Below are 12079 nucleotides of genomic sequence, written 5' to 3' on the forward strand. Positions count from 1 at the left end.
ACCACCCTTCACACCCCGCAATGCCCAGGGCGGAGGCGGGGCATCAGACGGGGCGGGCGGTCCTACGGGGCGGGCGGTCAGACGGCGGCGGGCGGGCGGCTGGACGGGCCGGGCAGTCCTACGGGCCGGGCGGCTGCACGGGGCGGGCGCTGAGTTCCTTGGCCGCCTCCGTGAGGTCCTTGGCGGTGTCGATGGCCCGCCAGTAGGCGCCCTGAGGGATCGGGAAACCGGCCAGCCTCCGCTCGCGGGCCAGCCGCGGGAAGGTCGTGCGCTCGTGGTCGCCCCGGTCCGGGAGCTGGGCGGTGAAGCCGGGCGCGAAGACGTACACGCCCGCGTTGATGAGGAAGGGCGAGGGCGGGGCCTCGATGAAGTCCAGCACCTGGCCGAACTCGTTGGTCTCGACGGCGCCCCACGGGATACGGGGGCGGGCCAGCGCGAGGGTCGCGATCGCGTCGCGCTCACGGTGGAAGGCGGCCATCTCGCGGAGCGAGAAGCGGGTCCAGATGTCGCCGTTGGTGGCGTACCAGGCTTCGTCGGGCCGGGGCAGCGAGGCCGCCGCGTACTTCAACCCGCCGCCGCGGCCCAGCGGTTCGCGCTCGACGACCGTGGTCACGTTCAGCGGCTGCGGAGTGCCGTCCAGCCACTCCTGGAGCACCTCGGCGAGGTGGCCGCAGGACACGACGGCGTCGGTGACGCCCTCGGCGGCGAGCCACGCGAGCTGGTGCCCGATGATCGGCGTCCCGGTGCCGGGGATCTCCACCATCGGCTTGGGGCGGTCGTCGGTGTACGGCCGCAGCCGCGAGCCCTGGCCGCCGGCCAGGAGCACGGCCTGGGTGACCGGCGCGGCGTCGTGGCGCGTGGCCTCGGGGCGCGTGGCCTCGGCGCGCGAGGTGTCGGGGGCGGTCGAGAGGGAACGGTCGTCGGCGCGCGTCATGCAGCGCACCCTATGCGAAGGCGGCGTACGTCCCGCACCGGGCGGGCCGTACGCCGCAAGGGGTTCCTCGCACGTGCTGGTGGTGGGAGGCGGCCGGAGAGGCCACCGTCAACAGCGATGTCAGCCAACCGAGGCGACGCCCGTCGCGAAGGCGGTGTCGCACACCGGGCGCGACCACGCCTGGGCGCGCTGCGTGGCGCCGTCGTACTTGGCGACGGCGGCGCGCCCCAGCGACCGGGCGATCGACGCGCAGTACCGTGCGAGCGACGGCTGACGCGCCATCTCGACCTGCAACTGGGTCAGAGCGGCGCCGGGGTCCTTCTCCTGGAGTTCGTCCAACAGACGGCGGCGCAGCACCTCCTGCGGCGCCTTGGAGGCATCCTGCGCGGCAACCTGCTCCTTCGTCTTCGCGGATGCGGTGAGCACCTGCGAGTCGGAGGAGGAGTCCGCCCACGGGACGCGGGTGACGGCGAGCGTTCCCGACAGCACGAGAACGACCGGAAGAACGAGCGCGAATGTCTTGCCGAGACGGCGAGCTACCTGGTTCACGCATCGGATCGTAGCGACTGGTGATGATTTGGCGACATTTAGTCACCCTGACGAGGGAGTGAAAAACTCGGAGAGGGTGTTCGGGCGTTGACGAACACACCCGAAAGGCCGGATATGCGTATGTATTTGTCGACAACGTGTACGGATGGCAGGGGTGGGGGCGAGGCGGGGGCGAGGCGGCTCACGTACCGACGGAACACGTACCGGCGGAACACGTACCGGCGGAACACGTAGCGGCGGAACACGGCGACGGCCCGCCGGTACGTGAGGAGTCACGTACCGACGGGCCGTCGGCGTGGAGGAACCGGTGGATCAGTGGTTGTTGGTCAGGCGCTCGCCGGAGGAGGTGGCGAAGACGTGCGTCTCACCGGCGCGCGGCACGACGTGCAGCACGGAGCCCTTCTCGGGGATCGCGCGGCCGCCGACGCGGATGACGACGTCCTTGTGCTCGTCGCCGACCTTGGCCGAGCCGTACACGTAACCGTCGGCGCCCAGCTCCTCGACGACGTTGACGGTGACGGCGAGACCCGCCGGGCCGTCCTTCGTCAGCGACTTGGAGCTGTCGTTCTCGGAGACGATGTCGAAGTGCTCGGGGCGGACGCCGACGGTGACCGTACGGTCGCCCTTGTCGGACGCGGTCTGCACCGCTTCGCGCTCGACGTTCACGACCGCGTTGCCGAACTTCACTCCGCCGTCGGTGATCGGCACCTCGATGAGGTTCATCGCCGGGGAGCCGATGAAGCCGGCCACGAAGAGGTTCGCGGGGCGGTCGTACATGTTCCGCGGGCTGTCGACCTGCTGGAGGATGCCGTCCTTGAGGACCGCCACGCGGTCACCCATGGTCATGGCCTCGACCTGGTCGTGCGTCACGTACACAGTCGTGACGCCCAGACGGCGCTGGAGGCTCGCGATCTGCGTACGGGTCTGGACGCGGAGCTTGGCGTCGAGGTTCGACAGCGGCTCGTCCATGAGGAACACCTGCGGCTCACGGACGATCGCGCGGCCCATCGCGACACGCTGGCGCTGACCACCGGAGAGCGCCTTGGGCTTGCGCGCCAGGTACTCGGTGAGGTCCAGGATCTTCGCGGCTTCCTCGACCCGCTTGCGGATCTCGGCCTTGTTGACGCCCGCGATCTTCAGGGCGAAGCCCATGTTGTCCGCGACGGTCATGTGCGGGTACAGCGCGTAGTTCTGGAACACCATCGCGATGTCCCGGTCCTTCGGCGGCAGGTGCGTGACGTCCCGCTCACCGATCCGGATCGCACCCGCGTTGACGTCCTCGAGACCCGCGAGCATCCGCAGGGAGGTCGACTTGCCGCAACCCGAGGGCCCGACGAGAACCAGGAACTCGCCGTCCCCGACCTCGATCTCCAGGCCGTCCACCGCGGGCTTGTCGCCACCGGGGTAGATGCGGGTCGCCTTGTCGAACGTGACAGTTGCCATGACTGGTTACAGTCCCTTCACCGGCAGGAACGTGCCGGACGATCCGAGTAAAGGAAGGATTGGTCCAGTCCACACTGTGTGAACCTTCCCGTGACGCTACCTTGCCCCCCGCCCCTTGTCACCAGCCCCCCGCCCCCCACTTTCCCTCCCACCCCCCGATTCGTGCCCGCTACACTTCTCCTGCGCCTCCTTAGCTCAGCTGGCCAGAGCACCGCTCTTGTAAAGCGAAGGTCGTCGGTTCGAATCCGACAGGGGGCTCAAGCCGCAGGGCCAGGCCAGGGGAGTGATCCCCGAGCCTGGCCCTGTCCCATGATCACGGCCGCGCCACTCACGTGCCAGAAGGCCCCGGACCTGCCTCGCCCCGGCTCTTGCGGATCATCGCGCCGAGCGCGCCCGCGATGTGCTGATCACGGTCACTGGCCATGTGCTGATAGATCAGCGCGGCCCGCGCCGTGTTGTGCCCCATCCGCGTCATGAGTTCCCTGGTACTCGCCCCGGCGGCCGAGGCCAAGGTGTTGCCGGTGTGGCGCAGATCATGGAAGGTGCACGTCATCCGGGATGCCCGCCGCGTCACGGGCCGCCATCCAGTCGTCCCGGAAGTTGCTCCGCCGCAGGAGCCCGCCTTTCGGCCCCTGGAAGACGTGCACCTCTTGGCCCATGCCTGTGAAGTGCTCAAGGTGACTCAGCACGTCGGGCAGCAGCTCAGCGGGAAAGGCCACCGGCCGCACACCGGCTGCCGACTTGGGCGCCTTGTCCTTCAACTTGCCGTTCTACGTCTCGGACTGCGCACGCCGAACCCGTACCGTGCACCGATCGGTGTCGATGTCGCGGCGGCGCAGCGCGGCCAGCTCCCCGAAACGCAGCGTAGTGACGGCTGCCGGCAGCACCAGGAGCCGGTGTCGGGGCTGGATAGCCTCGGCCGCAGCAATGACCTGATTGACCGTCGTACCGGTCGTTCTGGCACGGCGTACCGGTCGGCTCCCTTGACCCAGCACGGGTTACGGCGGATCAGCTCATCCTCAACGGCCGTGTTCAGGATCGCGCGCAGGAGTTGGTATGCCTTGACCACGGTCGGCTCACCGACACCATCGGCCAGCAGCCGGGCACGCCAGGCCCGCACCCGCGACGTGGTGATGTCGGCAACGGTCCCCGCCCCGAAGGTGGGCTTGATGTGCAGCCGGATCACCGTCTCGTTCCGCTCCCGAGACCGGTCGGCCAGCTTGCGATCCCGCAGCCAGGCGTCGGCGAAGTCGCCGAAGTTGACCTTCCCCGCGTCAGGGTCGGCCCACTACCCTCGCGTCAGATCGGCCTCGCTCAGCGACAGCGCGATCTCCGCGTCGGTCTTGGACGGGTACGTCTTCTCACCCGGTCGCATCAGGCCGGTATCGGGGTGCGGGTAGCGGATCTGCCAGCGCCCCGAGCGCAGTTGCCGGACCGACCCGAACCGGCGCCGGTTGCCCTTGGCGTTCGCCATCACGCCACCGCCCGAAAGCGACGAGCCACCGGCAGGACCGTATTCGCGGCCACGTAAGCATCGAGGGCGCTTTCCGGGACGCGGACGTGGCGGCTGATCTTGACGAAGGTGATGCGCCGTTCCTCTATCAGCCGCCGGGGAACCGCTCGGTCGTTCCTAGGCGTTCGGCGACCTGGGCGACGGTCAGGTATCGCTCAGCCATGGGTGGGTTCTCCTTCCGTTCCGGGGGCGGCTTCGAGAGATGCGGCGAGCCAGCGTTCGGCGGGGGGTGAGGCCGGTGCCAGCGAAGGTCCAGTGGGAGAGGACGTACGTCGTTTCTTCCGACGAGTGCGGCGTTCCGGCTTGGGCACGGCGATAGTCGGCACGGGCAGTTCGCAGGGCGCCGAGGGTGGTGTAGCGGCCGGTCTTGCTGGAGAAGTGGCCGCGGAAGCCGAGCACGTGGGCCCAGGCGCGCAGGCGGAGATGTTCCAGGTCTTTGCGGGCGCCGAGAGTCCATGCGGTGCGGATCATGCAGCGGGCGTGGTCGGCGAGCTGGAGGTGGGCGAGTTCGGCGAGGAAGCGGATCGGGCGGTCGAGGGTGCCGGTCGCTGTTTCGGCTCCCTTGATCTCGTACTTGGCGATGTACGCGGCCACCGCCCGGTCGGTCAATTCGGTTGACCCGGCGAAGTCGACGCCGCGGATGGCGCGTACGTCGAGTTGGCGGCCGAATGCGAGGGCGTGGGTGCGACCGTCGATGTTCGGCCCGGTGAGGCGGGCAGTTCCCGCAGCGGCGCGGATGGCGTCGGTGAGGAGATCCGCGGCGGCCAAGGTTGCGGGCGGTGGGGTGGTGCCGCCTTCGTGGCCGTCTACACGGATGACCGCGTGGAAATGGACCGCGCCGCGCCTTCGGTACTCGGCGACCTTGGCGAAGGAGACGCGAGCGTGCCGCCGGAAGGTGCGTTGGGTGAGTCCGGCGCGCTTGGCGATCTCGCGGCGCAGGTAGATGGAGAAGCGGCGCCACAGGGCTCCGGCGTGGGCGTTCCAGAGGAGGCGGCTTCATAGTCGTACGTGTCCGCGTTCAGCGGGGTGCCGAGCGCGGGGGCGTCGGTGTCGGGGGTGGTGCCGCAGCGGCAGCGGCCGGAGTCGGGCCGGTTGTGGACCGGGCCGAAGCCGGGGGCGGTGAAGGTGGCGAAGACGCGGGGGTGGTGGGCGACGTCCTACGGGGTGCCCTTGCCGCCGCGGAGTCCTGCGGTGATCAGGTGGAAGGTGTCGCGGCGGTAGGTCTCCGCGCAGGCCGGGCAGCGAGTCGTACGGCGGTTGTTGCACCGTACGAGGAGGTGGCCGGCGGGCAGCCGGTCGGAGGTGATGCGGTGCAGGACGGCACCGACTTCACCGGTAGTGGTGTCGAGGGCGTGTTCAGTGTGGTGGCCGTCGAGTCGGATGGGGTGGGTGCAGCCGCCCAGGCCGGAGAGCTGGCGGAGGAGTTCCTTGCATGGTGCCGAGGGCGGCCAAGGCGCCGAGTTCGGACAGCGGAGGCGGGGTTGCGCGGGTGATGATGGTTCTCCTTCACGGACTGCGGTTCGTGGGGTAGGGCTGCCGGGGTGGCGGATGCTTGGCGGTATCGGCGCCGCCCCGGTGGTCAATTTCCTCTTAACTACTCGTCTAGGTGTGTGTGCCGTTGACGATCTCGACACCGTTGCGTGTGCTGTCGTCGATCGCGGGCGCGAGGAAGCTGTGGGCGAGGTAGAAGCCGAACAGGGCGATGACGACGGCGGCCCAGAGGCGGATGCCGAGGAATTTGATCGCGGCCCAGGCGATGATGCCGAGGGCGGCGACCAGGGGCAGGCTGACGGTCACGGGCGGGCGGGTCCTTTCATCGGGCGGGGCAGCGGTGGGTACGGGCGGCCAGTTCGGCGGCGGTGCGGGAGTCGTAGTCTGCGGAGAAGCCGCAGCGCGGTGCCGTGCAGGCGGCGGTGTGCTTCCCACGGCCGCGGGCGTCGTTGGAGGTGCCGACCTGAACGGGCCCGATACGGATCAGGTCCCGGAAGCGGCGGTTGGCGGGCACGGGTGCTGTCTTCCTTTCAGAGCTGGGCGGCGATGGCTTCGGCGCGTGGGGCCGGTACGCCGAGCCGGCCGCGGAGAGTTGCGGTATCGATGGCCGTGCCCGTACGGGCGAGGTGGTCGGCGGCGACCTTGCGGGCGTGCGCGACCAAGGCGGCCGGGACGGGAACGACGGGGGGAGATGGCGCAAGGAGAGCGGAAAGGGTCAGTCGGTGACCGGCTGGGCCTTGGCCAGCGAGACAGGCCGTGCGTCGGGCCGGGACCGAACGACCGGCCGGAACCGTTCCAGCGAGGGCAGGTTCAGTACGAGGTGCGCGTTCGCGTCACAGATGGCCGCCGCGTCAGCAAGGGAGAGATACGGCGTGCGGATGCGGGACCAGCCGCCGGAGGTGTCCCCAGCGACCGCGAGACCAGGCCGTTCGGGGGCGATGGCGCAGGCGGCGCCCACAGCTTCGGGGGCGATGTCGCCGAGCGCCATCTTCGCGGAGGCTTCGTCGTTGACGCGGTGGCAGACGCGGCCGGTGAGCTGGGCCCGCAGCATGGTCGCGCCTTTGCCTAGTTCGGCGCCGAAACGCTGGCCGCAGACCTCCAGGTAGATGCCCGCAGCGCGGCCGAGCTGGGCGAGGCGGATGAGTTGGGTGACCATTTCATCCCGCCGCTCTTCGTCCTTCTTGGTGGCGACGAGGAAGAGTTCGGCCGCCTCGTCCACGAACAGCACGATCGGCACCGGTCGTTGCGACTCGGGCAGTCCCCATACGTCGGAGGTGATCTCCTCGTTCGGCGTCGAGGGGGCGATGCCCTGCCGGGCTTTGATCAGGTCGTAGCGGTCTTCCATCTCCCGTACGAGTACGGGCAGTAGTTCGGCCGCCTGCTCGGGGTCGGTGGCCAGCGCGGACAGCCGGGCCGCGAACGGCGCCAGCTCCACGCCGCGCTTGCAGTCGATGCGGACCAGGGCGACCGGTTGAGCGGCCAGCCCTGCGACCAGATGCCGCAGGTACATGGACTTGCCCGAGAGCGTGGCACCGAGGGTGAGTTGGTGCGGTATCGCGCGGTAGTCCCGTACGAACGCGGTCGCGTCCTCCCGTAGTGCCACCGGCACCTTGAGGAAGCCTCCCGCCGCCCTCCGAGGCATCCGGACTTTCCGGAGAACGTCGAAGCCGACGAGCCGCAGTTCCACCACGCCTGGCTTGACCTCCGTCACGTACACGGCGTGCACGCCCCAGGCGCGCCGGAGCCGTTCGGCCGAGGCGGCGACGTCAGCCGGTTCCTGGCCGGGCGCGAGCCGCAGCCGGAGCCGTAGGCCGGTGGAGGTGGGTCGGATGAAGCCGCGCCGGGGAGGCACCGGCCGTACCTCCCGCCGGGTCGTCGTCCGTACGGCCAGGGCCCGCAGCCGTGAGGGGGCGACGGTCAGCCCGCAGGCGTCCATGACCGACCCGTACGAACCGAGCAGGCGGGCGGTCGAGACGGGCAGCCCGACCAGGGACCGGTACGCGGCTGGCTGCTCGGCCCGCAGATAGGCGGTGCACCCGCCAACAGCAGTGACGGCACCACCCACCTCCACCAGCGTCATCAGGTCCGACATCGGACTCAGACCCCCACCTGGGCCGGGAAAGCGGCCGGGGTGACGGCGGCGGCGCGGAAGGCGATCCCGTGCCGCTGCTGTCCGCTGAACGTGCTCTCCCACGGCCGGGCCACCAATCCCGGCAGCGCGACCGGCGCCCCGAGGGCCAGCCCCTCGCCCACACCGCTCTGCGGGATGGTCACCTTGAGCAGCGAGGACTCACCGTCCTCGATGTAGACCACGCCGAGCGTCATCAGCGGCTCACCGCTGTTCGCGTCGGTGGCGATCTCCCCGGTCTGCCGGTCCTTGATCTTCGTCTCCGGAGCTTCGGTCAGCAGGATCGTTGCCGCCGATGTCTCCACACGGATGGAACGCAACGCCTTCCCCTTCACTCATGACAGCTAGTCGTCTAGACAAGTGTCGTCTAGTGCACCCGAAGAACCGGGCACGAGAACCACTGTGCCACACAACCCGGCTACTCGTCTATATGAGTTTGCCGAGAAAGGCGTACGAGTCACGGGTGTTGGGCCGTCCCTGCCCGTGTCGCGACACCATCCGCCCAGGTCACGTGGCCGGAAGTTGATACGCCAGCACGTACGCGTCCGCCGCCATCACCGTGTCGCAGACCTCGACGGCACGCCCCTCGGTGTCGAATGCCGTGCGGACCAGATGGATCACCGGCACGCCGGACGCGAGCTGGAGCGTCTTGACCTCAGTCGGCGCGGGCATGCGGGCGCGGATCTCCTCCTCGAAGTGGTCGAGGCGGTGGCCCAGTTCTTCGAGTCGGGCATAGATGCCACCGGGACCGGGGTTCGGCTCGGCGATGGGGGTGCCGCGGGCCAGGTCGAGCGGGAGGTAGGAGGTGGCGAACTCGACCGGGCGGCCGTCGAGGAGATAGCGGCGGCGTCGGGCCAGTACGCGACGGGGGCCGCCGAGCCGGGTGGCGATGTCCTGACTCGGCCGCTCTTCCTTGATCTCCAGACTGTCCACGGTGGGATGGCTGCCCGCCGCGTCGGCCTCCACGATGAACGCCGACTTGCCCTGCTCGCGGTGCCGGCGGGCGAAGCGGTCCGAGGCGAGCCGCCGCACGGGCGGGCGGGGCCGCACGAAGACGCCCTTACCGTGCTCGGAGACCACCAGGCCCTCGCCCTGGAGGACGGACAGCGAGTTCCGTACGGTCATCCGCGAGACGCCGTAGTGCTCGACCAGCTCCGTCTCGGAGGGCAGCTTGTCGCCCTCGGCGAACTTGCCCCTGTCGATCGCTTCGCGCAACTGATCGGCGATCTGACGGAACACCGCGCGGTCGCTCGTCGGGTCCAGCGCCCCTAGGACGCCGGAGGGAAGAACGGGCATGTGTACTCCTTTGGATATCTAGACGAGTGGCCGACCTTTGTTGCTACGGTGGGCAGCCTAACCACCCGAGAGGATGAGGTACGTGCCGATCGAGCGTCCGCACTCCGTGAGCGTCGCCGGAGTCATCGTCGATGACGCCGGCCGGGCCCTGCTGATCAGGCGGCGCGACAACGGCCACTGGGAACCGCCCGGCGGCGTCCTGGAGGCGGGGGAGACCATCCCCGACGCACTTCAGCGCGAAGTCCTGGAGGAGACCGGCGTCAAGATCGCTGTGCCCGCCACCCTGACGGGTGTCTACAAGAACATGACCGGACTCATCGTCTCGCTCGTCTTCCGCTGCGAGGCGATCGACGGCGAGCCCTCCACCGGCACCGAGACCAGCGCCCTGCACTGGGCCACCCGGGAAGAAGTCTCCGAACTCGCGGACGAGGCGTACGCGATCCGCGTTCTCGACGCCCTGGACGCGAAGTCCCCGCCTGCCGTGCGCGCGCACGACGGCGTGCAACTCGTCTAGCTCAAACCGTTCGCACATGGCCGCCCACCAGCAGAAAGTAACTTGTATGCACGAGTATATGAGTAGTCCGCGAGTCTGGAGATTGACTTGCCCAGGTTCACCCGAAGAAGTTGGCCGCGTACGCCGCTGGACCCGCGATGTGCTGCGCGATTCCTCCTGTGCGGACGACGCGGCGCTCATCGTCACCGAGCTGAGCGCGAACGCCGTGCTCCACACCGCCAGCGGGAGCACGGGGGCCTTCCACGTCAGCCTCGCCGTCTCCCCTGCGGTCGTCTCCATCTCGGTGACCGACTCCGGGGGGACGAAGAGCGCACCGACCGTCGAGCACCCCGACGCCGAGGACACCCACGGCCGCGGCCTGGCCATGGTCACCGCCCTTGCCCACCACGTCGAGACCCGCGGCGACCATCACGGCCACACCGTGACCGCCCACCTCACGCAGCCCAAGGACGCCTCATGACCCCCGGCCGACCGTCGACGGCGGCGCCCTCTACCCACAGCCCGTGGACGATCGCGCGCATTCAGCAGACGTTGAGCAGCGAAGTCATGATCCGCCGCTTCCTCCTGGACCTCACCCACGCCCCCGAGCACGAAGTGATGAACGTCTTCACGGCATGGCAGAAGGTCGCTGCGGCGATCGAGCAGCACGCACTCAAGGCGGCACCGGAAGCGCCGGCCTTACCCGCATCCGTCCGACCGACTACGGAAGGACAGTGACCCATGAGCAGCGCGACGAAGGAACGCCCGACCACAGAGCCAAGTGCAACGGGCCGGGGCGACGACCATCCTCAGCCCCCACCATCAGCCGAGGCCCCGGCGACATGGACCATAACCACGACCATCGGCTACACCGCGACCGGATACCTGCCCGCATGGGCCGAAGACGACCCGAGCGCCACCGACGTACCGCCCCAGCGGTTCGCCACCGAGCTGGCCGACATCACCCACCACCAGGCGTTCTCGGGCCAGCTCATGACGGTGTCCGTCACCGACGCCCCTGGCACCGAGACCGTCATCCTGAGCGGAAGCATCGACTGCGCCCCCTACAGCGAAGACCCCGCCGCCCGCCTGCCCGTCGTCAACCTCCAGTTCGTAGACGACTACTGGCTCCACAACCTCGACCCGGAGAGACTTGCCACCGTCGCCGCTCAACTCCGCGCCCAGGCCGACCACCTGGACCAGGAAGTACGCCCTGCCCTGATCACCGCCCGAGACGACTGGACGACCTACCACAGCCCCTGACCACGAGCCCCGCCCCCAGGCCCCGACCGCCACCAAGCCCCACAGCGGCCGGGGCCTCTTTCATGCCCCACGCGGCCACCGACGACTGAGTAACAACCTTCTCTACGAGTTCAAGGCACCCGGCTGCGCTCCGCTCCGCCGGGCGCGCTTCCCGGCTCCGCTCCGGGCGCCGCTCCTGCCTTCGGCCCGCTCCGCCCGCGCTGCGCCGACGCGCGCCAGCAGTGGATAGGCCCGAGGGCATGAGTCGAGAACCAAGCCCGCGGCTTCAAGAGGATGCCTCCAGCGGGGCGCTCGGACTCCGGGATGGGAGAGGCGCCGTTCGCGAGTGCCGGCCGGAGCGGGGCGAGCGTCGTGGGGCTCCCATCCCGACCACCTTCGACCCAGGCAGAGCCGAGCAGTCGCGGCCCTGGGCGTCAAGGTCGTTCGTACGGTGGCGCGCTCCACCTTGACGCCCTGAACCACGACCGCTCCACGGAGTGTGGGTCGAAGGCGGACGGGATGGGAGCCGGAGTGGTTGTGGGCTGGTGCCCAAGGGTATCGGGATCAGCGTGGATGACGACCGAAAGAGCGAGCTAAGTGATCTTGTCAGTCAACTGGGCGCTGGAATCAGCGAAGCTCATTACCGCCCTGCGTACGAGGCAGCCGCCAACGTCTGCTCAGGGATCTTCAGCACGATTCCTGTCGATCTCCACGGCGTGACGCACGAGGCGATCATGGCCGGGTACGCCGCCGCACTCAGAGACCTGGAGAAGGGGAACCTCGATGACCAGGTACGCGAGCGGGCTGACCTAATCGATGGATAGCCCCGACACCCCCTGAAACTGTGCAGTACCACAAGGGACACCCGTGCCCGATGTAGCGGGAATCAGCGGGGACCCACGGTGTTTGACGGGCAGACCCACGAGAACGGCCCCAGACCGATGCGCCGGGTCAGGGGCCGTTCATCTGCGGTGGGTGTGGGATTCGAAC

At 69.3% G+C, this 12079-nt stretch carries 17 protein-coding genes, 1 tRNA gene and 3 pseudogenes; 6 read left to right on the forward strand and 15 right to left on the reverse strand.

Features of this window, described 5'->3' with window-relative positions:
* Positions 1–118: 118 nt before the first annotated feature.
* From ACFZBB_RS28685 to ACFZBB_RS28695, 3 genes are all read right to left on the reverse strand, one after another.
* Entirely contained in the window at positions 119–934 is an 816-nt protein-coding gene (locus ACFZBB_RS28685; protein ID WP_391128202.1) for a sugar phosphate nucleotidyltransferase, read from the reverse strand.
* Positions 935–1054: 120 nt separating this feature from the next.
* A complete protein-coding gene (locus ACFZBB_RS28690) occupies positions 1055–1483 on the reverse strand; it encodes a hypothetical protein (protein WP_188280613.1) in 429 nt (142 codons plus the stop codon).
* A gap of 312 nt (positions 1484–1795) precedes the next feature.
* Positions 1796–2926 carry a sn-glycerol-3-phosphate ABC transporter ATP-binding protein UgpC gene (locus ACFZBB_RS28695; protein ID WP_391128205.1) on the reverse strand — a complete coding sequence of 377 codons (1131 nt, stop codon included), beginning with the start codon at positions 2924–2926 and terminating at the stop codon, positions 1796–1798.
* Between the two features lie 184 nt (positions 2927–3110).
* Between ACFZBB_RS28695 and ACFZBB_RS28700 the strand changes: the two genes are divergently transcribed.
* Positions 3111–3184, forward strand: a tRNA-Thr gene (locus ACFZBB_RS28700).
* A gap of 70 nt (positions 3185–3254) precedes the next feature.
* Here ACFZBB_RS28700 and ACFZBB_RS28705 read toward each other — a convergent pair.
* From ACFZBB_RS28705 to ACFZBB_RS28760, 12 genes and pseudogenes are all read right to left on the reverse strand, one after another.
* A complete protein-coding gene (locus tag ACFZBB_RS28705) occupies positions 3255–3401 on the reverse strand; it encodes an integrase (protein WP_391128208.1) in 147 nt (48 codons plus the stop codon).
* Positions 3402–3459: 58 nt separating this feature from the next.
* Positions 3460–3687 carry a hypothetical protein gene (locus ACFZBB_RS28710; protein WP_391128211.1) on the reverse strand — a complete coding sequence of 76 codons (228 nt, stop codon included), beginning with the start codon at positions 3685–3687 and terminating at the stop codon, positions 3460–3462.
* Positions 3684–4172 (reverse strand): annotated as a pseudogene (locus tag ACFZBB_RS28715) (hypothetical protein); the annotation flags it as partial. The gene ACFZBB_RS28710 and the pseudogene ACFZBB_RS28715, both read right to left, overlap by 4 nt.
* A gap of 42 nt (positions 4173–4214) precedes the next feature.
* A complete protein-coding gene (locus tag ACFZBB_RS28720) occupies positions 4215–4400 on the reverse strand; it encodes a hypothetical protein (protein WP_391128213.1) in 186 nt (61 codons plus the stop codon).
* Positions 4400–4602 (reverse strand): annotated as a pseudogene (locus ACFZBB_RS28725) (excisionase family DNA-binding protein). Before ACFZBB_RS28725 ends, ACFZBB_RS28720 begins: the two are co-directional and overlap by 1 nt.
* Positions 4595–5873: pseudogene (locus ACFZBB_RS28730) on the reverse strand (replication initiator). Before ACFZBB_RS28730 ends, ACFZBB_RS28725 begins: the two co-directional pseudogenes overlap by 8 nt.
* 168 nt (positions 5874–6041) lie before the next feature.
* Positions 6042–6236, reverse strand: a complete 195-nt coding sequence (locus ACFZBB_RS28735) for a hypothetical protein (RefSeq protein WP_391128216.1) — start codon at positions 6234–6236, stop codon at positions 6042–6044.
* A 16-nt stretch (positions 6237–6252) separates the two neighbouring features.
* Positions 6253–6444: a mobile element transfer protein gene (locus tag ACFZBB_RS28740; RefSeq protein ID WP_391128219.1), complete on the reverse strand. Its 192-nt coding sequence runs from the start codon at positions 6442–6444 to the stop codon at positions 6253–6255.
* Between the two features lie 16 nt (positions 6445–6460).
* A complete protein-coding gene (locus tag ACFZBB_RS28745) occupies positions 6461–6592 on the reverse strand; it encodes a hypothetical protein (protein WP_391128222.1) in 132 nt (43 codons plus the stop codon).
* Positions 6593–6645: 53 nt separating this feature from the next.
* Positions 6646–8022 (reverse strand): FtsK/SpoIIIE domain-containing protein, encoded by a 1377-nt coding sequence (locus tag ACFZBB_RS28750; RefSeq protein WP_391128225.1) that lies wholly within the window; start codon positions 8020–8022, stop codon positions 6646–6648.
* Positions 8023–8027: 5 nt separating this feature from the next.
* Positions 8028–8378, reverse strand: a complete 351-nt coding sequence (locus tag ACFZBB_RS28755) for a hypothetical protein (RefSeq protein WP_391128228.1) — start codon at positions 8376–8378, stop codon at positions 8028–8030.
* Positions 8379–8565: 187 nt separating this feature from the next.
* Positions 8566–9354, reverse strand: coding sequence for a UTRA domain-containing protein (locus tag ACFZBB_RS28760; RefSeq protein WP_391128231.1), 789 nt, complete (start codon positions 9352–9354; stop codon positions 8566–8568).
* 106 nt (positions 9355–9460) lie between these two features.
* Between ACFZBB_RS28760 and ACFZBB_RS28765 the strand changes: the two genes are divergently transcribed.
* The 5 genes from ACFZBB_RS28765 (at position 9461) to ACFZBB_RS28785 (ending at position 11913) form a co-directional block, all read left to right on the forward strand.
* Positions 9461–9868 carry an NUDIX domain-containing protein gene (locus ACFZBB_RS28765; RefSeq protein ID WP_391128524.1) on the forward strand — a complete coding sequence of 136 codons (408 nt, stop codon included), beginning with the start codon at positions 9461–9463 and terminating at the stop codon, positions 9866–9868.
* Positions 9869–9914: 46 nt separating this feature from the next.
* Positions 9915–10328, forward strand: a complete 414-nt coding sequence (locus ACFZBB_RS28770) for an ATP-binding protein (RefSeq protein ID WP_391128234.1) — start codon at positions 9915–9917, stop codon at positions 10326–10328.
* The gene (locus tag ACFZBB_RS28775) at positions 10325–10585 is read left to right on the forward strand and encodes a hypothetical protein (RefSeq protein ID WP_391128237.1); all 261 of its coding nucleotides are present in this window, start codon (positions 10325–10327) and stop codon (positions 10583–10585) included. Before ACFZBB_RS28770 ends, ACFZBB_RS28775 begins: the two co-directional genes overlap by 4 nt.
* Before the next feature lie 3 nt (positions 10586–10588).
* On the forward strand, positions 10589–11110 hold the full coding sequence (locus ACFZBB_RS28780) for a DUF6907 domain-containing protein (protein WP_391128240.1): 522 nt from the start codon (positions 10589–10591) through the stop codon (positions 11108–11110).
* Between the two features lie 548 nt (positions 11111–11658).
* Positions 11659–11913, forward strand: a complete 255-nt coding sequence (locus tag ACFZBB_RS28785; protein ID WP_391128243.1) for a hypothetical protein — start codon at positions 11659–11661, stop codon at positions 11911–11913.
* Positions 11914–12079: the final 166 nt, after the last annotated feature.

Origin of the sequence: Streptomyces sp. NPDC008139 (assembly GCF_042957025.1) — a bacterium.
Lineage (GTDB): Bacteria > Actinomycetota > Actinomycetes > Streptomycetales > Streptomycetaceae > Actinacidiphila.

Excerpts from the sequence above, each read along its gene's own strand:
- ACFZBB_RS28685 (WP_391128202.1), bottom strand. The coding sequence starts at position 934 with ATGACGCGCGCCGACGACCGTTCCCTCTCGACCGCCCCCGACACCTCG.
- ACFZBB_RS28695 (WP_391128205.1), bottom strand. The coding sequence starts at position 2,926 with ATGGCAACTGTCACGTTCGACAAGGCGACCCGCATCTACCCCGGTGGC.
- ACFZBB_RS28705 (WP_391128208.1), bottom strand. The coding sequence starts at position 3,401 with ATGACGCGGATGGGGCACAACACGGCGCGGGCCGCGCTGATCTATCAG.
- ACFZBB_RS28720 (WP_391128213.1), bottom strand. The coding sequence starts at position 4,400 with ATGGCGAACGCCAAGGGCAACCGGCGCCGGTTCGGGTCGGTCCGGCAA.
- ACFZBB_RS28750 (WP_391128225.1), bottom strand. The coding sequence starts at position 8,022 with ATGTCGGACCTGATGACGCTGGTGGAGGTGGGTGGTGCCGTCACTGCT.
- ACFZBB_RS28760 (WP_391128231.1), bottom strand. The coding sequence starts at position 9,354 with ATGCCCGTTCTTCCCTCCGGCGTCCTAGGGGCGCTGGACCCGACGAGC.
- ACFZBB_RS28770 (WP_391128234.1), top strand. The coding sequence starts at position 9,915 with ATGCACGAGTATATGAGTAGTCCGCGAGTCTGGAGATTGACTTGCCCA.
- ACFZBB_RS28775 (WP_391128237.1), top strand. The coding sequence starts at position 10,325 with ATGACCCCCGGCCGACCGTCGACGGCGGCGCCCTCTACCCACAGCCCG.
- ACFZBB_RS28780 (WP_391128240.1), top strand. The coding sequence starts at position 10,589 with ATGAGCAGCGCGACGAAGGAACGCCCGACCACAGAGCCAAGTGCAACG.